Origin of the sequence: Nocardia sp. NPDC050712 (assembly GCF_040654295.1) — a bacterium.
Classification (GTDB): Bacteria; Actinomycetota; Actinomycetes; order Mycobacteriales; family Mycobacteriaceae; genus Nocardia.
In genome coordinates this window covers 1,906,346-1,927,155 of record NZ_JBFAHT010000002.1, presented here as the reverse complement: position 1 = coordinate 1,927,155, position 20,810 = coordinate 1,906,346, and the positions used below count along the sequence as shown (strand labels likewise).

General features: G+C 68.7%; 21 protein-coding genes. 12 read left to right on the top strand and 9 right to left on the bottom strand.

Annotated features, from left to right (window positions below; translation table 11 throughout):
* Positions 1 to 24 precede the first annotated feature (24 nt).
* Both AB0H76_RS19810 and AB0H76_RS19805 read left to right on the top strand, forming a co-directional pair.
* Positions 25 to 1,245 carry an AAA family ATPase gene (locus AB0H76_RS19810; RefSeq protein ID WP_357325590.1) on the top strand — a complete coding sequence of 407 codons (1,221 nt, stop codon included), beginning with the start codon at positions 25 to 27 and terminating at the stop codon, positions 1,243 to 1,245.
* Complete coding sequence (locus AB0H76_RS19805) at positions 1,242 to 2,468, top strand: VWA-like domain-containing protein (RefSeq protein ID WP_357325587.1); 1,227 nt, start codon at positions 1,242 to 1,244, stop codon at positions 2,466 to 2,468. The genes AB0H76_RS19810 and AB0H76_RS19805 overlap by 4 nt, the downstream gene beginning before the upstream one ends.
* An 8-nt stretch (positions 2,469 to 2,476) precedes the next feature.
* Here the strand turns inward: AB0H76_RS19805 and AB0H76_RS19800 are convergent, their stop codons facing one another.
* Positions 2,477 to 3,385 carry a LysR family transcriptional regulator gene (locus AB0H76_RS19800; protein ID WP_357325584.1) on the bottom strand — a complete coding sequence of 303 codons (909 nt, stop codon included), beginning with the start codon at positions 3,383 to 3,385 and terminating at the stop codon, positions 2,477 to 2,479.
* A 119-nt stretch (positions 3,386 to 3,504) separates the two neighbouring features.
* Between AB0H76_RS19800 and AB0H76_RS19795 the strand changes: the two genes are divergently transcribed.
* Together AB0H76_RS19795 and AB0H76_RS19790 are read left to right on the top strand one after the other, a co-directional pair.
* The gene (locus AB0H76_RS19795) at positions 3,505 to 5,262 is read left to right on the top strand and encodes an adenine deaminase C-terminal domain-containing protein (RefSeq protein ID WP_357325583.1); all 1,758 of its coding nucleotides are present in this window, start codon (positions 3,505 to 3,507) and stop codon (positions 5,260 to 5,262) included.
* A 32-nt stretch (positions 5,263 to 5,294) separates the two neighbouring features.
* Positions 5,295 to 5,999, top strand: a complete 705-nt coding sequence (locus AB0H76_RS19790) for a DUF6198 family protein (protein WP_357325579.1) — start codon at positions 5,295 to 5,297, stop codon at positions 5,997 to 5,999.
* Positions 6,000 to 6,050: 51 nt separating this feature from the next.
* Here the strand turns inward: AB0H76_RS19790 and AB0H76_RS19785 are convergent, their stop codons facing one another.
* Positions 6,051 to 6,419, bottom strand: a complete 369-nt coding sequence (locus AB0H76_RS19785; protein WP_357325576.1) for a hypothetical protein — start codon at positions 6,417 to 6,419, stop codon at positions 6,051 to 6,053.
* Positions 6,420 to 6,586: 167 nt separating this feature from the next.
* Between AB0H76_RS19785 and AB0H76_RS19780 the strand changes: the two genes are divergently transcribed.
* On the top strand, positions 6,587 to 6,904 hold the full coding sequence (locus AB0H76_RS19780) for a hypothetical protein (RefSeq protein ID WP_357325573.1): 318 nt from the start codon (positions 6,587 to 6,589) through the stop codon (positions 6,902 to 6,904).
* A gap of 8 nt (positions 6,905 to 6,912) precedes the next feature.
* On the opposite strand, the gene AB0H76_RS19775 is transcribed toward AB0H76_RS19780, so the two are convergent.
* Positions 6,913 to 7,557: a class I SAM-dependent methyltransferase gene (locus AB0H76_RS19775; protein ID WP_357325570.1), complete on the bottom strand. Its 645-nt coding sequence runs from the start codon at positions 7,555 to 7,557 to the stop codon at positions 6,913 to 6,915.
* Positions 7,558 to 7,629: 72 nt separating this feature from the next.
* Between AB0H76_RS19775 and AB0H76_RS19770 the strand changes: the two genes are divergently transcribed.
* Positions 7,630 to 8,322: an alpha/beta fold hydrolase gene (locus AB0H76_RS19770; RefSeq protein WP_357325568.1), complete on the top strand. Its 693-nt coding sequence runs from the start codon at positions 7,630 to 7,632 to the stop codon at positions 8,320 to 8,322.
* 1 nt (position 8,323) lies between these two features.
* Here the strand turns inward: AB0H76_RS19770 and AB0H76_RS19765 are convergent, their stop codons facing one another.
* Positions 8,324 to 8,734 (bottom strand): hypothetical protein, encoded by a 411-nt coding sequence (locus AB0H76_RS19765; protein ID WP_357325565.1) that lies wholly within the window; start codon positions 8,732 to 8,734, stop codon positions 8,324 to 8,326.
* 109 nt (positions 8,735 to 8,843) lie between these two features.
* Here AB0H76_RS19765 and AB0H76_RS19760 point away from each other — a divergent pair, with 109 nt between their 5' ends.
* Positions 8,844 to 9,749: an aldo/keto reductase gene (locus AB0H76_RS19760; protein WP_357325563.1), complete on the top strand. Its 906-nt coding sequence runs from the start codon at positions 8,844 to 8,846 to the stop codon at positions 9,747 to 9,749.
* Between the two features lie 5 nt (positions 9,750 to 9,754).
* Here AB0H76_RS19760 and AB0H76_RS19755 read toward each other — a convergent pair whose 3' ends face one another.
* Positions 9,755 to 10,834, bottom strand: coding sequence for an HtaA domain-containing protein (locus tag AB0H76_RS19755; protein WP_357325560.1), 1,080 nt, complete (start codon positions 10,832 to 10,834; stop codon positions 9,755 to 9,757).
* A 75-nt stretch (positions 10,835 to 10,909) separates the two neighbouring features.
* Between AB0H76_RS19755 and AB0H76_RS19750 the strand changes: the two genes are divergently transcribed.
* Together AB0H76_RS19750 and AB0H76_RS19745 are read left to right on the top strand one after the other, a co-directional pair.
* A complete protein-coding gene (locus AB0H76_RS19750) occupies positions 10,910 to 11,440 on the top strand; it encodes a PadR family transcriptional regulator (RefSeq protein WP_357325557.1) in 531 nt (176 codons plus the stop codon).
* Entirely contained in the window at positions 11,437 to 12,492 is a 1,056-nt protein-coding gene (locus tag AB0H76_RS19745; protein WP_357325553.1) for a serine hydrolase domain-containing protein, read from the top strand. The genes AB0H76_RS19750 and AB0H76_RS19745 overlap by 4 nt, the downstream gene beginning before the upstream one ends.
* 11 nt (positions 12,493 to 12,503) lie before the next feature.
* Here the strand turns inward: AB0H76_RS19745 and AB0H76_RS19740 are convergent, their stop codons facing one another.
* Positions 12,504 to 12,836 carry a hypothetical protein gene (locus tag AB0H76_RS19740; protein WP_357325551.1) on the bottom strand — a complete coding sequence of 111 codons (333 nt, stop codon included), beginning with the start codon at positions 12,834 to 12,836 and terminating at the stop codon, positions 12,504 to 12,506.
* Between the two features lie 127 nt (positions 12,837 to 12,963).
* Between AB0H76_RS19740 and ilvD the strand changes: the two genes are divergently transcribed.
* Complete coding sequence (gene ilvD, locus AB0H76_RS19735) at positions 12,964 to 14,655, top strand: dihydroxy-acid dehydratase (protein ID WP_357325548.1); 1,692 nt, start codon at positions 12,964 to 12,966, stop codon at positions 14,653 to 14,655.
* 36 nt (positions 14,656 to 14,691) lie between these two features.
* On the opposite strand, the gene AB0H76_RS19730 is transcribed toward ilvD, so the two are convergent.
* The 3 genes from AB0H76_RS19730 to AB0H76_RS19720 all read right to left on the bottom strand — a co-directional run bounded on the left by AB0H76_RS19730 (position 14,692) and on the right by AB0H76_RS19720 (position 18,041).
* A complete protein-coding gene (locus AB0H76_RS19730) occupies positions 14,692 to 15,414 on the bottom strand; it encodes a MerR family transcriptional regulator (RefSeq protein ID WP_357325546.1) in 723 nt (240 codons plus the stop codon).
* Between the two features lie 97 nt (positions 15,415 to 15,511).
* Positions 15,512 to 16,162, bottom strand: coding sequence for a DUF3159 domain-containing protein (locus tag AB0H76_RS19725; RefSeq protein WP_357325543.1), 651 nt, complete (start codon positions 16,160 to 16,162; stop codon positions 15,512 to 15,514).
* A complete protein-coding gene (locus AB0H76_RS19720; RefSeq protein WP_357325541.1) occupies positions 16,149 to 18,041 on the bottom strand; it encodes a S9 family peptidase in 1,893 nt (630 codons plus the stop codon). Before AB0H76_RS19720 ends, AB0H76_RS19725 begins: the two co-directional genes overlap by 14 nt.
* Before the next feature lie 200 nt (positions 18,042 to 18,241).
* Between AB0H76_RS19720 and AB0H76_RS19715 the strand changes: the two genes are divergently transcribed.
* A complete protein-coding gene (locus tag AB0H76_RS19715; RefSeq protein ID WP_357325539.1) occupies positions 18,242 to 20,143 on the top strand; it encodes an alpha/beta fold hydrolase in 1,902 nt (633 codons plus the stop codon).
* A gap of 44 nt (positions 20,144 to 20,187) precedes the next feature.
* Positions 20,188 to 20,805, top strand: coding sequence for a helix-turn-helix domain-containing protein (locus AB0H76_RS19710; protein WP_357325536.1), 618 nt, complete (start codon positions 20,188 to 20,190; stop codon positions 20,803 to 20,805).
* Positions 20,806 to 20,810 lie beyond the last annotated feature (5 nt).

Genomic DNA, 20,810 nt, shown 5'->3' with positions numbered 1-20,810 from the left:
CTTCTACCCCACAGGGTGATTCCCATGTCTAATGCTGTCACGGTCCCCATTTCCCAGCTCGATATCGCCACCGACCTGCTGGCACTACTCGGCGCGTCCACCACCGAACCGCGGCCGAACACCCAACTGGAAGCCCTCACCCTGGCGGTGGCCGCGGACCTGCCGGTGCTGCTGTGGGGTGAGCCGGGTATCGGCAAGACCGCGGCACTGACCGAACTCGCCGCCGCCCTGGACCTTCCGCTGACCACGGTGATCGCGAGTGTGCATGAGCCGTCGGACTTTTCGGGGCTGCCGATCGTCGGTGACGATCCGGCCGTGCAGGGCGTTCCGATGGCGCCGCCGGACTGGGCGGTGCGCTTGGTCCGCGCGGGTCGTGGGCTGCTGTTCCTCGACGAGTTGTCCACCGCGCCGCCCGCCGTCCAGGCGGCGCTGCTGCGCCTGGTGCTGGAGCGGCGGATCGGGTCCTTGCAACTGCCGCCGGACGTCCGGATCGTCGCGGCGGCCAATCCGCGCTCGTCGGCGGCCGACGGCTGGGAGCTGAGCCCGCCGCTGGCCAACCGGTTCGTGCACTTGCAATGGGTGCACGACCACGACGTGATCGTGCGCGGTCTCGGCGGCGTGTGGCCGCGTGCGATCCTGCCGCTGCTGGATCCGGAAAAGCTGACGGAGGCAGTGACTTTCGCGCGCCGTGCGGTGTGCGTGCTGCTCGCCGCGCGCCCCAAGCTGGTGCATCAGATGCCCAGCAGTGAAGTACGCCGGGGCGGCGCCTGGGCGTCGCCGCGCAGTTGGGAGATGACGCTGCGGCTGATCGCGTTCGCCACCGCGGCGGGATCATCCCGGGATGTGCTCTCGCTGCTGGTGCGTGGCGCGGTGGGCGACGGTCCGGGCTTCGAACTGCTGACCAGCCTGGACCGGATGGACCTGCCGGACCCCGAAACACTGTTGGCCGATCCGGCGGGCGCCGAACTTCCCGAACGTGGTGACCTGCGCCAAGCCGTGCTGGACGGTGTGGTTGCGGCGGTGCGCAAGCGCCCGGAGCGCGCCCGCTGGGATGCGGCGTGGGCACTGCTGGTCAAGGCGGTCGAAACCGGGGCGCCGGATCTGGTGGTCGTCCCCGCGACCACACTCGCCACCCTGCGCCGCGACAACTGGGCGGTGCCCGCGTCGATCGAGCAGCTCGCGGGCGTGGTCTCGGTGTCGCAGCGGGCGGATCGCGCGGCCGACCTCGTGCAGGCCCGCCGATGACGACGACTCCGCCCCTGGATCTGGAAAAGCTGTTCGCCGCAAGGCTTTACGCCGTCCGTGTCCGGCCCTACCTGGCGACCGCCCTGTTCGCGCTGCACATCGTCGAATCACGCCGCGTGCCGACGATGAGCGTGGACCGGCACTGGCGCTGCTACGTTTCGCCCGCCTTCGTGGACAGCATGCCCGTCGAGGAATTGGCCGGTGTGCTGGTGCACGAGGTCTCGCATCTGCTGCGCGACCATCACAGCCGCGCCGAGCGTTTCGCCCGCGAACACGACTCGAGTGGGCCGGGGGAGCGCTTGCGCATGAACATCGCCGCGGATTTCGAGATCAACGACGACATCTTCGGCGACGGACTGGTGCAGCCCGAAGGCGCCGTCCTCCCGGCCGACATCGACTTGCCCGCGGGCAAACTCATGGAGGAGTACCTGCGCGAATTCCGTTTCGGCACCTACACCCCGGGCATGGCGTGGCTCGATTGCGGCAGCGGCGCCGACGGACTGGACCGCGAATGGGAACTGGGCCCGGACGGCGCCGACGGACTCAGTGAGCAGGAACGCGACGGCGTCCGCTTCCGGGTGGCGCAGGGCATCATCGGCCGCCCGGGCAACGTGCCCGAAGGCTGGCAGCGCTGGGCGCAGGAGGCCTTCCATCCACCGCAACCGTGGCGCGACCTGCTCGGCGCGGCCCTGCGCGCCGCCGTTTCCGCGCCCGGAGTCGGGGAGGACTACACCTACGGCCGGCCCGCCCGGCGTTCGGCCGGTGTGCCCGGCGTCGTCCTGCCCAGCCTGCGCCGCACACCGCCCCGCGTCAGCGTGATCATCGATACCTCGGGTTCGGTCAGCGATGCCGAACTCGGCAGCGCCCTCCTCGAAGTCGCCGCCATCACCCGCGCGACGGGCGGCCGCCGCGACCTGGTCACCGTGCTGTCCTGCGACGCGGCCGCCCGCGTCGCGCATCCGCTCTGCGCCGCCGAGGGCATACCGCTGATGGGTGGCGGCGGCACCGACCTGCGCACCGGATTCGCCACAGCCCTCCGCGCCCACCCTCGCCCGGACGTGGTCGTAGTGCTCACCGACGGCCAAACCCCTTGGCCCGCAAGCAAACCGTCCTGCCGCACCGTCGTAGGCCTGTTCGGCCGCCCAGCGTCCTGGAGCGAGAACGATTCGGAATACGTCCCGGACACCCCGCCGGCCTGGGCGCGCGTCGTCGAAATCGGCTAGCTTCCGCGTCACCGCTCCGCGGAAGTTCCCGGCCGCAAGGCACCCATGATCTCGTCGGCCAGCAGGATCCCGGCCAACCCGTGGCCGTGCTTCTCGCGGCGCACGAGCGAGATGACGTTGTTGCTGAACGCGTCCCGGACCTGGCGGTAGATCAGGCGGTTGTCGCGGAGTTCGTCGGCGACGTCGAATTCGCTGAGGAAGGCGATGGCGTCGCCGGTGGTGGCCAGGCGTTTCATCGTTTCGATGGAATTGGTGTGGAACGCGGGGTGGATGTCGAGGCCGGCGTTGGCGAAGGCTTCGGCGACGATGCCGTGGATCACCATGGAGCGGTCGGCGAGGATCAGGGGGTAGGGGGTGCACTGGGCCAGAGGGATGGTGTCCATGTGGGCCAGCGGATGATGCGGGGCGGCAACGACTCCGAGGCGGGTGTTCATCTGCCAGCAGACCTCGATCTGCGTCGAGGACGGGACGTTGAAGCCGAGGCCCAGATCGGCCTCGCTGTTCTCGATGGCCTGCACGATATCCAGGGTCGACATGGTGCGGATCGAGATCCGGACCTGCGGATGGCGGGCGCGGAACGTCGCGGCGGCGATGGCGACGACGCTGCTGGCCAGGCCGGTCATGGTGGCGATCACGACTTCGCCGCTGCCCAGTGCGTGCAGGTCCCGGATGTCGGCGACCGTCTCACGGTACTGCTGCAATGTCCGCCGGATATGGGCGAGTAGAGCCTCGCCGGCGGGCGTGGGGCGCATGCCGCGGGGCAGGCGCTCGAACAGCGGCTGGTCGAGTTCGGCTTCCAAGAGCAGGATCTGGCGGTTGATCGCCGAAGGGGCGACGTGCAGCCGGGCACCGGCCGCGCGAATGGATCCGAGGCGCGCCACCTCGTCGATGTACTGCAGCAACCGAGCGTGGAGCATCGGGACACCTCCTCGGCAGAGTGTACGAAAAATGCGTACACCTTGCGCGAAAACGCATGCTTGTCCGCAACGGTGCGGTGGAGTTCTATCAGGTGAACACCGACGTAAGGACCACCGCAATGCGCCAACAGGATTCGAACAACGACACCGCCCTCGCGGACGTGGCCGCTCAGGATGATCATGTACGGATGATTTTCGGCATCCTGGAGGGCGAGCAGGAAGCCGATCTGCTGCTGCGCAACCTCAACATCCTCGATGTGCACACCGAATCGGTCTATCCCGGCTCGCTGCTGGTGCACGGGCAGCGCATCATCGCGCTGAATCCGGATGAATCGATCGTGCGGTACCGCGAAGTCTTCGACGGCGAAGGCCTCTACGCGATCCCGGGCCTGATCGACTCGCACCTGCATTTCGAATCCCAGCTGGCGCACCCGGCCGCGTTCGGCGAGGCGATCGTGCCCAGCGGCACCACCACGGTCTTCGGCGAGACCCTCGATTTCGCCAGCGCGGCCGGCGCGGAAGCCGTCGAGGCCGCCCGAGCGCTGTTCGCCGACCACCACAAGCTCCCGTACCGCCTCTACGCCTTCGCGCCCGGCAAGAAGACGACGCCCGAGGTGACCGAGGCGATGCTGGAGATGGATCCGGTCATCGGGCTGGGGGAGCTGGCCCACCTGTCCTACATGACCGGCAACGCCGACGACTTCCGCAAGTCCGCGCTCGGCCGCGCGAACGCGGGCTTCGTCAACTGCCACTGGGGTGTCACCTCGCTCTCGGACATGCTGCTGAACTACATGCCCGCGATCGGCGTCGACAACAACCACGATGTCTGGAACGAGGACGACATCGAGAAGAGCGTCCGCTACGGCCTGAACACGCAGATCAAGTTCGGCGTCGGCGGCCCCGACGTCATCCGGAACATGTTGCGCGCCATCGTGAAGCGCCGCTGGCCCGCGGAGAACTTCGCGCTCTGCGCCGACAACATCTCGGTGGACCGCGTGCTGCGCCTCGGCCACATCGACTGGGTCATCTCGCTGGCCGTCGAGATGGGCATGCCGCCGATCCAGGCGATCAAGATGGGCACGCTCTACGCCGCGCGCTCGTTCCACAAGGACCGCGACCTCGGCTCGCTGAGCCCCGGCCGCTTCGCCGACATCGTCCTGACCGACAGCCTCGCCAAGATCAATCCCCGTTACGTCTTCAAGGGCGGCACGCTCGTCGCCAAGGATCGCAAGCTGCTCCGACCCGTCGGCATCGACTACTCGGTGCTGGCCAAGCAGCCGAAGCCCGGCCTCGGCGGGCTGCGCGCCGAGCAACTCGATCTCACGCCGATCGAGCTCTCCGAGGACGGCACCCAGGCGAAGGTCCTGCTCTTCGACGTCTACGGGCGCGGGCATCTCAAGTTCGCGCAGGAGGTCTGGGTGCCCTTCCGTGACGGCGCGGTCGTGCCCGAGCTCGACGGTGTGCGACTCAACCGGATCTCGCTCGTGCAGCGCTACGCCGTCGGCGAGCGGCACACGGTCAACGGACTGTTCAAGGGTGTCTCGATCGACCGCGGCGCGGTCTCCACGTTCTGGCCCGCCCCGTCGGCCTACTTCGTGGTCGTCGGCAGCGACAGCGCCGAGATGTGCGACAACCTCCAGCAGCTGGACCAGCTCGTCGGCGGCTGCATCGTGACCGAGGACCGGCAGGTGAAAGCTGTGCTGCCGCTGGACTTCTACGGCGTGATGGCCGATATGGACCTCGCCGAACTCGTCGACGCGACCCGCGCGATCGACGACGCCTTGCTGAAGCTGGGCCACCACAACGAGGGAGAACCGGTCGTCAACAAGCTCTTGACGCTGTTCATCTCGCTCGACCGCTTCGGGTTCATGAAGTAGCCCGGCTACTTCGGACAAGGGATGCGACCGTTATGCAGCACGAAAAAGACACCGCGATCATCGACACCGGCAGCACTGTGCGCCGCTGGATCACCTACGTAGCCGGAATCTACATCCTGACGCTGGGCCTGAGCCTGGCGATCCGGGCGGGGATCGGCATCTCCCCGCAGAGCAGCCTCACCCGCACGATGACGCTGGTGCTGCCCCCGCTCAGTCAGGGCACCTTCAACCTCATCCTCGAAGTCATCATGCTCATCCTGACCTTCTTGATCAGCCGGCGGGCCTTCAAGGCCCGCAATCTGCTCTCGATGGTCCCGGCGCTGGTCCTGGCTCTGCTGCTGGACTTCAACCTGATGATCACCGAGTCGATCCATCTCGAGCCGTATGTGGCCAACCTCGTGCTGCTGTTCTTCGCCGACGCGATGCTGGCACTGGGCCTGTTCCTGATGATCCGCGCCAACCTGGTGCTGATGCCGATCGACCTGTTCGTCAACACCATTCAGCAGAAGACGGGCCGGAAGTGGGGGAACATCAAGACGGTGTTCGACTGCACCCTGCTCGCCCTCTCGGCGAGCATCGGGCTGATATTCCTCGGCGCACCGCACTTCATTCGCGAGGGGACGATAATCAACGCGATTCTCGTCGGCCAGTACGTGAAACTGTATTTCTACCTCCACGAGAAGTACACGGCACGGAAAGCGGCGGCACCCGTGGTGGCCGAACCCGTGGCGGAATAACGGAAACGGAAAGGCCGGACAGAAAATCTGTCCGGCCTTTCCGCATTCCTGTCAGTCGCGGTAGATCGTGACGTACGCGCCGGTGGTGGTCCCGACGCTGTAGGAGCCCATACACGAGGCGTTGCCCTGGCCCGAGGGGCTGAACGAACCACTCCAGGAGCCCTTGTAGGGGCCGATCGCCATCAGCGGGAACGCATTCGGGATGCCGTGCAGGCCGAAGCACTCCACGACCAAGTAGTACTCCCGGCCGGCGGGGGCATCGGTGTCGTGGCAGGTCGCCGACGCGCTGATCAGGTCCCGGGTGACGGTGCAGTCCTGCGGTGCGGCCTGGGCGGCGCCGGAGCCGATCACCGCGCTCACGCCGAGGCCCAAGATCGCGGCTGTCGTGACTCGTGCTGTGGCGACTAGCGGACTCGTCATTCGAGTTCCTCTCGGTGGTAATCGTGCCTAACGCGGTCTTGTACCTGTCGGTCTACTACATCTGTTTGTTACTTCCGCCGACGCCGCGGCGCGCGCCGCCGAATTCGAGTAACAACTACGAACCGCCTGCGATGTTTTCCAGACACCGTCAATTCAGGAGGTTCGAAATGTTATCTGCGAAGCGGATTGCTGCCGGCGCCGCCGTTGCTACCGCGGCCGCGGCCACCGTCCTCGCTGGTGGGGGCGTCGCGCAGGCCGATGTGCCGGTATGGCAGGCCAATTGTCACGTGCACAACGTCTTCAATACCGGCGGAATGGCCAATTGCGAATTGGGCACCTGGCATCAGGTGAAACTCACCTGCGTCGCGTGGCCGGTGCCGTTCACCTACTGGAAGTACGGCCCGGTGCAGTACGGGCAGAATCAATCGTGGGCGAGCTGCGATTCGCTGGGTGCGCTGGTGCAGGTGGAGGTCATCCAGGCGTAGGTCCGCGATCAGCCCGGGTGCTTGCGGAACAGGAGATGGGCATGCCGGAACGCGCGTTCGCCTTCGCGCGGCTCGCGGACCAAACGGCCGACCTCGGCGAAACCCGCCGCGGCCAGCAACTCCGCGAGCCGGTCGGGTGACCAGCTATAGGCGAGGGTCACCTTGTGGTCGAACTCCTGCGGCCGCGGATCGTCACCGGCGAAGAAGCCGAGCAGCAGGTGCCCGCCCGGAGCCAGCACCCGGTGGAACTCGGCGAAAGCGGCCGGGATCTGCTGCGGCGGTAGGTGAATGATCGAGAAGTGGGCCAGGATGCCCCCGAGCTCGTCGTCGGGGAGGTCCAGCGCGATCATCGATCCCTCCTCGAACCGCAGATCCGGATGCGCTTGGCGGGCCAGGGCGACCATCGAGGACGACAGGTCGATACCGGAGATGCTCACCCCGAGCCCGTGCAGATGCGCCGTGATCTGCCCGGGCCCGCACCCGATGTCGGCGACCGGCCCGGCGCCGTGGGCCTGCACGAGTTCGGCGAACGCGGCCAGCATCGCCCGCTCCAGCGGCAAATCGTCGAGCATATTGCCGAAAAGCTGGGCGTAGAGGTCGGCGACGGCGTCGTAAGCGGCCCCGGTATCGGTCAAGGCGGAGGATTCGGTCACGGCGAAAACCCTACCGGCGCCGCGCCTCCCGATCCGGCGCTGGACGGGTCGGGAGGCGGTAATTTGGACGGCGTGGAGGTGCCGGTACTGGTTCTCGTGCACAGTCCTTTCGTGGGGCCGCTCACGTGGTTCGCGGTCGCGGAACAGCTTCGAACGCAAGGGTTTCCGGCGGTGGCCCCCGATCTGCGGGCGGCCTTCGCCGGGCCCGCGCCGTATCGGCCGGTGCTGGCCGAGCTGGTGGCGGAGCATGTGTGCGAAGTCGAGGGCGAGTTGGTGCTCGCCGGGCACAGCGGGGCGGGGCCGTTGCTGCCCGAGCTGGCCGAGCGGCTCGGGGGCCGGGTTCGGGCGCTGGTCTACGTCGATTGCGGGCTGCCGCAACCGGGCCGGGCCGAACTCGACACGTTGCCGGACGACATCGTCTCGCAGTTGCGGGGGATGGTGCGGGCGGGGCGGCTGCCGCCGTGGCATCGCTGGTTCCCGCCGCAGGTGCTGGCCGAGATGGCGCCCGGGGAGGCGCTGCGCGACGCCTTCACCGGCGAGGTGCCGGAGGTGCCTTTCGATTATCTCGCCGAACCCGCGCCGACTCGATCCTGGCCCGGGCCTGCGGCTTACGTTCTGCTCAGCGCGGTGTATCAGCGGCAGGCGGCGATCGCCCGGGCGCTCGGATACCCGGTCGCCGAATACGACTCGCATCACCTCGCGATGCTCACCGCTCCCACCGAGGTCGCCGCCGCGCTGGTCAGCGCGGTCGACGCCCTCGAGTAGGTCACGACGCGGGTTCGTGGCTCGCTTCGCGCTGCTCGGCGATCCGGCGGCGGATCTCCTCCCACGACAGCGGCAACTCGGCCGCGGGCGCGTCGAAGAAGACGAAAGTGGCTTCCCGCATCACCTTTCGCTTGCGTTCGATCGTCGACCTGTGCGGCTCGGCCCGCGCGTAGGCGTAGATCGCGGACTTGTCGGTCCATGCCGAGTAGGTCCAGAAGGTGCCGTTCAGCATGTCGGCTTTCAAGGCGACGCCGAGCACTCCGGGCGAGCGCAGGGCCTGCCTCCACAGTCGCAGTGACGCGAGCAGGAAGCCCGGTGCGTGGCGCACCGAGGTGATCTCCAGGCGAGAGGCCATGCACTGGACCTCGGCGGTGGTGGGCGGGGTGACGGTCTTCCAGGGCAGCGTGGGCATGCACCTATATTCCACAATGGAATATAACTTGTCAACGCCAAGATGCTCACACGGTGAGGGGTCACCGCCGCCGCTGTGCGCGCCGCGGATCTGTGCCTACCGTGGAGTGATGACCGAAACCAGGATCGTCCTGAACAACGGCGTGGACATGCCGGCCATCGGGCTCGGCGTCTACCAGACCCCGCCCGAGGCCACGACCGACGCGGTCACCGAAGCGCTGCGCGTGGGCTACCGGCTCATCGACACCGCCGCGGCCTACCTCAACGAACGTGAGGTCGGCATCGGCATTCGCGACTCCGGCCTGGACCGCTCCGAGATCTTCATCGAGACGAAAGTCTGGATCAGCGACTACGGCTACGACGCCACCCTGCACGCCTTCGACAAGAGCGCCGGCAAACTCGGCGTCGACCAGCTCGACCTGCTGATCCTGCATCAGGCGCTACCGAGCCGGTTCGACCTCACCCTGGACGCCTACCGGGCACTGGAGCGGCTGCTGGCCGACGGCAAGGTCCGCGCGATCGGCGTCAGCAACTTCATGCCCGAGCACCTGGACCGGCTGCTGAACGAGACCTCCGTGGTGCCGGCGGTGAACCAGATCGAGCTGCACCCGTACTTCCAGGAGCGGGCGTTGCAGAAGGTGAACACCCAGCATGCGATCGTGACCCAGGCCTGGTCGCCGATCGGCGGCATCACCTCCTACCGCGACGCGCCGAAGAGCACGTTCGACGACCCGGCGCTGCTCGACATCGCCCAGCAGCACGGCAAATCGGCCGCGCAGGTGATGCTGCGCTGGCATCTGCAGGAGGGTCGCTCGGTCATTCCGAAGTCGACCAAACCGACCCGGATCGCCGAGAACTTCGACGTCTTCGATTTCGAGCTGACCAGCGAAGAACTCGCCACGATCGACGGGCTCGACACCGAGGTGCGCGGCGGGCCCGAACCGGACGCCATCACCCTGGAGGCGTTCGGCAAAGAGATCCCCGAAGCCGGCCGAACCGCAGCGGCGAACCCCTGACCGATTCAGTAGCGGAAGCTGAGGGGCGCGGTGGCCCGGCCCGCGTAGAGCTGGAGTGAGGTGGGGGCCAGGACCGGCTCGAACGTGGCTTGGACGTCGGCCCATTCGGTCTGCCCGGGGTTCGGGACGGCGTCGAGCTCGGCGATCCGGATGCGGCGCAGCGAATCGGTGCCCACGGTGTCGGAGGTGGAGGTCTCGGCGGTGAGCCAGGTGCCGTGCTCGGTGAACTCGATCCACGGATCGGCCAGCGCGATCTCGCCCAGGTGGAAGCGGGTGAAGGCGAGGATGGTGCCGCGATAGCGCAGGACGCCGCGGCCGGTGCGCGGGTCGATGTCCGCGTCGTCCAAGGCGAAGGTGAGGGCGCTGTCGCGGGTGGCCGCGCCGTCGGCGCCGGTGACCGAGCCTTGCAGGGGGCCGGTGATCGTCGAGCTGAATCCCGGCGCCACGGCCCAGGTCAGGTCGGCGGGCGGGGTTTTCGGGGTGTTCGGGCCCGGCGTGGGATCGAAGCGGACCGGCACCGCGAGCTCCTGGGCCGGGTTGACGGCTTCGGCGGCGGCATAGGTGTAGACGCCGTAGCCGGCGTCCGCGGGGATCTTGGTGGGCTGGGTGACCTCGATGGTCGTGCTGAACGTGCCGTCCGCGGCGAGCGGGACCCACTGGTTGCGAATCGTGCGCTGCAGGTCGAACGGTGCGCGCGGCACCTGGTTCAGCGCGGATTCGCTGAGCACCCACTGCACTTCGGCACGCGTTGCCGCGCGCGAGGTGGTCGGTGCGCCCGCCGAGGGCCGCCAGTCCGGCGCGAACGCGCCGAAGGTGACGAAGGTGCCGTGCGGGACGCCCGGCGGCACCGGGACGGGCAGGCCGCCGGTGTTGGCCGCGGGATCGAAGCCCCGGCCGCGCACCACGATGCGATCGCCGGGATGCAGCACGGTGTCGCCCAGTGCCGTGGTCCCGTCGGCCGCGAACAGCTCGATGGAAGCCGCCTGGTCCTGCGCGAGGGCGGGAACCGCCGGGGCGAACCCGGCCCCGGCGAGCAGGGCGAGGGTGACCGTGGCGAGGCGCTTGTGGACCGAACGTGGCGACATGAAGGGCATCCTAACCTAACGAAAAAACGCGGAATTCATATTGGACACCGCATATATGTGCGTTAGCCTCTATGCATGTCACTGCGGCACGCGATCCTCGGTCTCCTCGCCATCGAACCGATGAGCGGCTACGAGGTGAAGAAGACGATCGACGCGAGCGTCGGGCACTTCTGGGCGGCCGATCAGTCGCAGGTGTATCGGACCCTCGCCGATCTGGTCGACCACGGGCTGGCCGCGCGCCGCACGGTCGTGCAGGAGGAGCGCCCGAACATGCACGTGCACAGCCTGACCGAGCTCGGCGCGGCCGAACTGGACGCCTGGCTCGTCGCGCCGCTGCGAATGCCGCCGACGCGCGATCCGTTCCTGGCGCGGTTGTTCTTCGCGGACCGATTGCCGCCCGGCGGGATCGCCGAGGTGCTGGACGCCCGGCGCCGGGAACTGGCCGGGGAGCTGGCGGCGTTGCGGGCGATCGCCGTCCCGGCCGCGGCCGCCGACCTGGGCGCGGCGCTCCGGTTGGCCACGCTCGACTACGGCATCACCGTCGTCGAAGCCGAACTCGCCTGGCTCGACAGGACACAACGCGAACTGGAACGGATCACCTCATGAGAACGCCGGCCCCGGCCGACCTCGATCGGATCGCGGCACGCTGCGCGGCCCACCCGAAGGTGTCGGGTTTCAGCGCGGCGATCGAGCAGCCCGCCACCGGATTCACTTGGCGCTACGGGGATTCCGGCCGACCGTACTTCATCGCGAGCATCACCAAGCTCTACACCGTCGCGCTGATCATGCAGCTGCGCGCGGCGCGGGCGTTCACCCTGGACACCCGCGCGGCCGACATCCTGGGCGCGGACACGATGCGCGGGCTGAACGTGCACGACGGCCACGATTACGGCCCCGCGATCACCGTTCGCGAGCTGCTGACCCAAACCTCCGGGATACCGGACTATTACGAGCAGAAACGACCCGACGGGACGACCTTCGCCGCGGCGATGATCCATGCCGACGCCGCCTGGAGTTTCGAGGACTTGCTCGAGCTGGCCAGGCGCATGCCGAGCCGATTCGCCCCGTCGGCTCCGGGCCGGGCTCAGTACTGCGACACCAACTATCAGCTGCTCGGGCGGATCATCGAGATCGCGACCGCCGGCGACTTCGGCACCGCGCTGCGCGAACGAGTCCTGGAACCGCTGGGCCTGCACAGCACTTGGCTGTTCGGCCCGCGGACGCTCGACCGCTACGACGAGGTCGCCACGCTCCGGGCGGGCCACACCCCGCTGCGCATTCCGCAGGCGATCGCCTCGTTCCCGCCCGACGGCGCGGTCGTCTCCACGGTCACCGACCAGATACGTTTCCTGCGCGGCTTCCTCGCGGGCGAACTCTTTCCCGCCCCGTATCTCGATGAGATGACCGCGCAATGGAATTCGGTGTTCTCGCCGCTGATCCCCATCCACTACGGCATCGGGATCATGCGCTACCGGCAGCCGCGCTGGCAGACCCCCTTCCTCTCCCCACCGACCATGATCGGCCACTCCGGCGCCTTCGGCACCGTTCTCTACTACGTCCCGGACCGCGATCTCTTCCTCGCCGCCTCGGTCAACCAGATGCGCGCGGTGAGCCTGCCGCACATCCTCCTACTGCGGCTCGCGGCTCGCTTCGCCTGACTCGAACGCGGTCAGGGCGGGCTGCCGACGCTGCCGTTCTTCTCGAGATCGTCGAGCAGGGAAGGGGTTTCGGCCGCGGCGCGGGGGCGCCGGGCCGGGGTGTGACGATCTGCCGGTCTGACTACGGTCAGCTCGGTGGGGGAGAACGCGAGGGTGTCGTTCGATCCGGTGGGCCGCACGTGCAGGAAGTCGGGTTCGGTGCGGGCCGCGACCGCGACCACCATGCCCGACCGGCCCTCTTCCATGCCGACCGCGTCGGCGGTGAAGTACACGCGGGGCCGTCGCCCTGCTTCGACTGCGCTGGCGATGCGCTGGATCTGATTGTCGGACAACGAGGTCGGCATAGTGGCTCCGGGCGGGGTGAAGCGGTTTTCTCTTCTGAGAATGCCCGAGGGTACCGACACCATGCATCTCGAGTCGCATTGGAGTCCGTCGCGCGGCCGTGAAGTGCCCCGGTAATAGACTTGCGCCATGGCACACGACTCCGACCGGTCGTTCGATATCAAGCCCCGCTCCCGCGACGTCACCGACGGACTCGAGAAGACGGCCGCACGCGGCATGCTTCGCGCCGTCGGCATGGGCGACGAGGACTGGGCCAAACCACAGATCGGCGTGGCATCCAGCTGGAACGAGATCACCCCCTGCAATCTCTCGCTCGATCGCCTGGCCAAGGCGGTCAAGCGCGGCGTGCACGCCGGGGGTGGCTACCCGCTCGAGTTCGGCACCATCTCGGTCTCGGACGGCATCTCGATGGGCCACGAGGGGATGCACTTCTCGCTGGTCAGCCGCGAGATCATCGCCGACTCCGTCGAGACCGTGATGATGGCCGAGCGCCTCGACGGCTCGGTCCTGCTGGCCGGCTGCGACAAGAGCCTGCCGGGCATGCTGATGGCCGCGGCCCGGCTGGACCTGTCCAGCGTCTTCCTCTACGCGGGTTCGACGCTGCCGGGCAATGTCGACGGCAAGGACGTCACGATCATCGACGCCTTCGAGGCCGTCGGCGCCTGCATCAAGGGCCTGATCACCCGGGAGGAGGTCGACCGCATCGAGCGGGCGATCTGCCCGGGCGAAGGCGCGTGCGGCGGCATGTACACCGCCAACACCATGGCCTCGGCGGCCGAGGCGCTCGGCATGAGCCTGCCCGGCTCCGCCGCCCCGCCCGCCCCCGACCGCCGCCGCGACGAGTACGCCGAGAAGTCCGGCGAGGCCGTCGTCGAGTTGCTGCGCAAGGGCATCACCGCCCGCGACATCATGACGCTGGAGGCGTTCGAGAACGCGATCACGGTGGTCATGGCCCTGGGCGGGTCCACCAACGCGGTCCTGCACCTGCTGGCCATCGCCCGCGAGGCCGGCGTCAGCCTCACCCTGGCCGACTTCAACCGCGTCGGCGACAAGGTGCCGCACCTGGGTGACCTCAAGCCGTTCGGCCGCTACGTCATGAACGACGTCGACAAGGTCGGCGGCATCCCCGTGGTGATGAAGGCGCTGCTCGACGCGGGCCTCATGCACGGCGACGTCATGACCGTCACCGGAAAGACCATGGCCGAGAACCTGGCCGGGATCGAACTCGGACTCGACGGTGATGTCATCCGGCCGATCGAGCGGCCGATCCACAAGACCGGCGGGCTGACCATCCTGCACGGCTCCCTCGCGCCCGAGGGTGCCGTGGTGAAGAGCGCCGGCTTCGACTCCGACGTCTTCCGGGGGACGGCGCGGGTGTTCGACGGGGAGCGCGCCGCGATGAACGCGCTCGAGGACGGCACGATCGCGGCCGGCGACGTGGTCGTCATCCGCAACGAGGGCCCCAAGGGCGGCCCGGGGATGCGCGAGATGCTCGCCATCACCGGCGCGATCAAGGGCGCCGGCCTGGGCAAGGACGTCCTGCTGCTCACCGACGGCCGATTCTCCGGCGGCACCACCGGTTTGTGCGTCGGCCACGTCGCCCCCGAAGCCGTCGACGGCGGCCCGATCGCGTTCGTCCGCGACGGTGACCCGATCGTCCTCGACGTCGCCAACCGCCGGCTCGACGTCGAGATCGAGGAAAGCGAACTCGCCGCCCGCAAGGTCGGCTGGGAACCGCTGCCGCCCAAGTACACCTCCGGTGTGCTCGCGAAATACCGCAAGCTCGTCAGCTCGGCCGCGCACGGCGCCGTCACCGGCTGATCCGAGGCACCGAGTGCAACTCGGCAGCGTCTGCCTCTAAGGATTGAGGAGTTTGTATATCCGGCGGAAGACGTCGATCTGGGCCGGGTTGTAGAGGTCTTTGAGCGCCTTGACCATCGTGATGTCCGCGGCGCGGGCGCCGCCCGGTGCGTCGGCGGTCACGTTCTTCAATCCGGGGCGGGCCGCGAACAGCTCGCGGATCTCGGGGGCCAGCCGTTCGGCGATCGCCTGGCGGGTCCGGGCGTCGGCGTCGGCGGGCAGCGTGTCGAATTCGGGATCGGTGGGTTCGGCCGGGGCGTCGCGCAGCATGTCCGCGTAGGTCTCGAGCCCGCCGGGGCCGAGCACCCGGGTCAGCACGACGACGAACGAGCGGTCGGCGTCGGTGAGATAGGTTTCGGCGGTCGCCTCGCTGAACTGCGGCGGCAGGTCGGTCGCGGCGGACTGCCGCAGGATCAGCCCGATCTCGACCCGGGCCCGCTGCAGCCCCTCGATGGTCGCGGCCAGTTCCGCGTCGAGGGTCCGCAGCGCCTGCTGGGGGTGCTCGTCGGCATCGCCCATCTCGGCGATCTGGGTGAGTGAGAAGCCCAGGTCGGTCAGGCGTTTGATGCGCAGCAGGCGAACGAGATGCGCGACGCCGTACTGCTTGTAGCCGTTGGCGCGCCGCTCGGGCTCGGGCAGCAGGCCGACCTCGTGGTAGTGCCGCACCGCGCGCAAGCTCGTGCCGGCCAGCTTCGCGATCTCCCGGGTACTCCATGCCACGACGGTCACCTTATTCCGATTGCGTCCACCGGCCCGGAGGGACCGGCACCTGCCATTCGAAACCGTGCCGTCGCGGCATGGTCAAGGGTGGCCGTCGTCACCGGCCGGGCGCCAAGTGCTCGCTGGAGCGGCGGAAAGCCCAGACCACGACCACCAGGGCGAGCGCGAGCAGCGGTGTGCCCATGGCGATCTTGGCGAAGGCCAGCCACCCGGTGGCCTCGTTGTCGTAGAGCCACCGCTGTACGACGAACCGGGCGGCGAACAGCAGCGTCAGCGTGAGCGTGGCGATATCGTGCCCGATCAGGGCCGGGCGATTGCGCCGCCAGGCGTGCCGCCCGCCGTGCAGCAGATTCCAGAGCACGCCGGTGAGCGGCCGCCGGATGACGAGCGAGAACAGCAGTGCGAGCGCGCCGGCCAGGCTGGCCCAGATGCCGATCAGGAAGAACCCGCCCGCCGATCCGGTCCAGGCCGCGACGCCGGCGGCGACCGCGACACCGGTGAGCCCGCCAATCGCGGCCGTGAAGGGCTCGCCGCGCAGCAGCCGCCATCCGGTGAGCGCGACCGCGACGGCCAGTGCGATCGCGATTGCGATCGGCAGCGCGACGAGCGCGTTGGCCACCACGAAGCCCACGATCGGGATGGCGGTGTAGACCATGCCCTTCGGGCCGCCGAGCTGGTCCAGTAGGCGCTGTTGCGCCGAGACCGCTGCGGGCTCTTCGGCGCGGGGCTGCGGATCAGGCGTGGTCATGGCGTCCTCCCAGGTGTCGGGCGAAGAAACGTTCGGCGGCGCCGAACATGGTGATCAGGTTCTCGGGGTTCACGAACAGATGGCCTTCGTCGGGGAAGACCAGGTAGTCGACCTCGACGCCGCGGGCGCGCAGCGAGTCGACGATGTTGTCGGACTCGGCCTGCACGACCCGAATGTCGTTGGCGCCCTGCACGACCATCAGCGGCGTGCGGATCCGGTCGACCCGGCTGATCGGTGAGCGCGCGAGCAGTTCGGCTTCCTGCGCGGGGTCCGCGGGATCGCCCGCGTAGCGGTACCAGTTGTTGACCAGGCTCGGTTTGGCCGACTCCGGCACGGTCCGCATGAACGACGCCAGGTTCGAGATGCCGACGTATTCGAAGGCCGCCGCGAACCGGTCCGGGGTGAAGGTGACGCCGACCAGAGTGGCGTAGCCGCCGTAGGACCCGCCGAAGAGCGCGACCCGCTCCGGATCGGCGTAGCCCTGGGCGACGGCCCAGTCCACGGCGTCGATCAGGTCGTTGTGCATCGCACCCGCGAGTTCGCCGATCCCGGCCTGCATGTGGGCTTTGCCGAACCCGGACGAGCCCCGGAAGTTGACCTGTAGCACCGCGTATCCGCGATTGGCGAACAGCTGCGCGCTCTTGTCGAACCCCCAGCCGTCCCGGGTCCACGGCCCGCCGTGCACGATCAGTACCAGGGGCAGCCCGGTGGGCTCGACGCCTACCGGCAGTGTCAAGTACGACGGCAGTGCCAGACCGTCGCGGGCGGTGATCGTGACCGGCCGCATCGGGGCCATCCGCGCGGGATCCAGGTGCGGGTTGGGCCGGAACAGCAGCCGGCGTTCGCCGGTAGCGTGGTCGTAGCACCAGGTGACGCCGGAGTCGCGGTCGTGGGTGAAGGACACCACCCAGCGCCGGCCTTCCTCGTCGGAGGAGATCGCGGCCAGGTCACCGTCGGACAGGGTTTCCAGTTCGGCGAGTACCTCGGCGAAGTGCGGATCCAGCGCGTGGATCACCTGCCGCGCACCGAGATAGCGCACGCCGAGCAGCTCGCCGGTCCGGCGGTGCCGGATCAGCGGGGCGGGCAGAGTCGGGAACACCTGGGCGCGGATGTCGAGGTCGAACTCGGGGTGGCTGTCGACCTCGGTCTGCACGCCGGTGTCGAGGTCGAGCCGGGCCAGCCGGGTGCGGTCGGTGCCGCGGTTCGCGCCGATCCAGGCGCCGCTCCCGTCGGGGGTGAGCTCGAACGGGAAGACGTCCAGGACATAGTCGGCGCCGTCGAACTTCGCGATCGGGTCCAGCCCGGCGGTCTCGGCGTCGTAGCGGCACAATTCGATATCGCCGTCGGCGGTCACCGTACGGGCGAACAGGCGGCCGTCTCCGGCGTACAGCCAGGCGCTGACCCCGCCGGGGTTCTGGACCAGCATCGTCAATTCGCCGGTGGCGATGTCGAGTTCGTGCAAGTCGAGTTCGGCCGCGTCGCGGGCGTTGAGCTGCAGGGTCACCTTGCCGGGCCGGGCCGCGGACTGCTCGACCCCGACGGCCATCGTGCCGGGAAACGGTGTCAGGTCGACGGCCGGCGCCGCCGGATCGTCCAGGTCGACCCGGTGCACGTGCCAGTTCTCGTCGCCGCCGTCGTCCTGGAGGTAGAGCAGCCAGCGCGGGTCGTCGGTCCACAGGTAGCGCAGGACGGTGCGGGTCTCGTCGGCGGTGACGCAGCGCGGCGGCGCGCCGGAATCGAGGTCCTCGATCCACACGTTGAGCCGATTCCGCCAGGGCGCCAGGAAGGCGATCCGGGTGCCGTCCGGTGAGATCGACGCGCCCGACCGGATCGGTGATCGGAAGAAGTCTTCGACCGAAATCAGTTCGGGTAAGGCCATTTCGGGTTCTCCTCGTTGGGTTCGGTGCCGCGGTGGCGGCGCCGCAACCCAGGTAAAGCCGTGCCGCAGCGGCATACTCAACCCCTGTGTGACCGGTGCCACTCGATTCCCGGGACTCGGCATTTGACTGTGCCGTGGCGGCACGGTGTTACCTCGAAGGAGTCCGAATATCCTGTGCGCATACGTGATCGGAGTACCGCATGACCGAAAAGCCGAAGTTGATCGACGTCGAGGAGTTCTTCGCGAATCCGAAGTTCTCCGGGGCATCGATCTCGCCGGACGGCACCCGGATCGCCTACCTGGCACCGCAGTACGGCCGGACCAACGTCTGGGTCCGCGGGATCGACGAGGAGCACGCGGACGCCGTGTGCGTCACCCACGACGCCCGGCGCGGCATCAAGACCTACCACTGGGCCGACGACCCGCGCTGGCTGCTCTACCTCCAGGACACCGACGGCAACGAGGACTTCCACCTCTACCGGGTGGACCTCGACGCGCCGGGCGAACCGGCCGTCGACCTGACGCCGATGCCGGCCGGATCGCGGGTGTTCGGCCTGCAGCCGGTCAAGTCGGTGCCCGGCAGTGTGTTCGTCTGGATGAACCGCAGGCCGACCTTCGTCGACCTGTTCCGGATCGAGGTGGCCACCGGCGCGACGACCCCGCACCTGGAGCGGACCGAACCGCTGGACACCTTCCTGGTCGACAGTGCCGGGGCGGCAGCCTTTTACACCTCGCAGACCGCGGACGGCACGCACGAGTTCTACGCGGTCGACCCGGACACGGGCGACCGGCGCCTGCTGCAACGCCTCGGCGGCCCGGAGCATCCGCTCGGCGTGGTCCCGACGCTGGTGACTCCCGACGGCAAGGGTCTGCTGGTCGGCGCCTATCAGGACTCCGACGACCTGCGCCTGGTCCGCATCGACCGGGCGACCGGTGAGCAGACCGTCGTCGCCGCGGTGCCCGGGCACAGCCTGTGCACCATGAGCCAGCTGTCGGCGAGCCTGCCGCCCACCCTGTTCACCAGCGAGCGCACCGGGGAGGTCATCGCGGCCCGGTTCGTCGGGGATCGCCCGCGGATCGAGGTGCTCGATCCGCACTTCGCCGAGGTGTATGCCGCGCTGTCGAAACTGTCGGACGGCGTCCTGGACAGCGTCTCCTCCGACGCGACCGAGCAGCGCTGGATCGCGAGCTTCATCCATGACCGGGAGCCGGGCCTGACCTGGTTCTACGACCACGGCACCGGCGAGAGCAAACTGCTGTTCCGCCCGCGCCCGGAGCTGGACCCCGCGGACCTGGCTCCGGTGACGGCCGTGCACTTCCCGGCCCGTGACGGCTTGCCGCTGCACGGATTTCTCACCTTGCCGGTCGGCGTCGAGCCCGCGGGGTTGCCGCTGGTGCTGCTCGTGCACGGCGGCCCGTGGGCGCACGATTCCTGGACCCACAATCCGACGGCGCAGTTCCTGGCGAATCGCGGCTATGCCGTGCTTCAGGTGAATTTCCGCGGGTCCTCGGGCTACGGCAAGCGGCACATCACCGCGGCGGTCGGCGAGTTCGCCGGGAAGATGCACGACGACCTGATCGACGCCGCCGACTGGGCGGTGCGGCAGGGCTACGCCGATCCGGCCCGGATCGGGATCTCGGGCGGCTCCTACGGCGGCTACGCCGCGCTCGTCGGCGTCACCGTCACCCCGGACTATTTCGCCGCCGCGGTCGACTACGTCGGCATCTCGAACCTGGCGAACTTCATGCGCACGCTGCCGCCGTTCACCCGGCCCGCCCTGTTCAACAGCTGGTACCGCTACGTCGGCGATCCCGAGGATCCCGCGCAGGAGGCCGACATGCTGGCCCGCTCGCCGTTGACCATGGCCGACCGGATCCGCACTCCGCTGCTGGTTGCCCAGGGCGCCAACGACGTCCGGGTGGTGCAGGCCGAATCCGACAACCTCGTCGAATCCCTGCGGGCCCGCGGTGTCGCGGTCGAGTACCTGGTTGCCGAGGACGAGGGCCACGGCTTCGAGAATCCGGAGAACCAGATCCGGCTGCATCGAGCGATCGAGCGGCACTTCGCCCAGCACCTGGGCGGGCGCGCGGTCGGCGCCTAAATTGCAGTTTATGAAAAATTGCAGTTTCTGCTAAATTGTCCGGCATGGGTGCGGCGAAGGGCGTGGAGCCGGAGGTCGGGCTGCGTGAGCGCAAGAAGCGGCAAACGCGGCTCGACCTGTGCACGGCGGCGCGCCGGCTGGTGATCGAGCGCGGCTTGGACGCCTCGACCACCGACGACATCGCGCAGGCCGTCGGGGTGTCGCCACGGACGTTCTTCAACTACTACGACACCAAGCTGGACGCGGTGGTCGGGCCGGTGGGCGAGATCGGAACTCCGCGGGCCCGCGCGGCTTTCGTCGCCGGCGGCCCGAGCGGCACGCTGTTCGACGACGTGGTCTGGCTCTATGCCTCGGGCTACGAGTCGGAGGACGAGGTGCGCGAGAGTATCGCGCTGATCACCGAGATCATCCAGACCGAGCCGCGGGTGCTCGCGGGCTTCATGGCCGCGGGCGCGCGGCACGAGGCGGCCGTGGCCGACCTGCTGGCCGCGCGCGGCGAGCGGGTCTCGGCCGAATTCGCGGGGCTGCTGGCGAGTCTCATGTCCACCCTGACCACTCGGGCCGCGATGTCGTTGGCCGGCACGCCCGAGCGGTCCCTGGCCGAGGCGCTGCGCGCGCAGTGCGACCTCGTCGCCGAGCTGTTCCGACCGGCCGCACACTAAGTCAA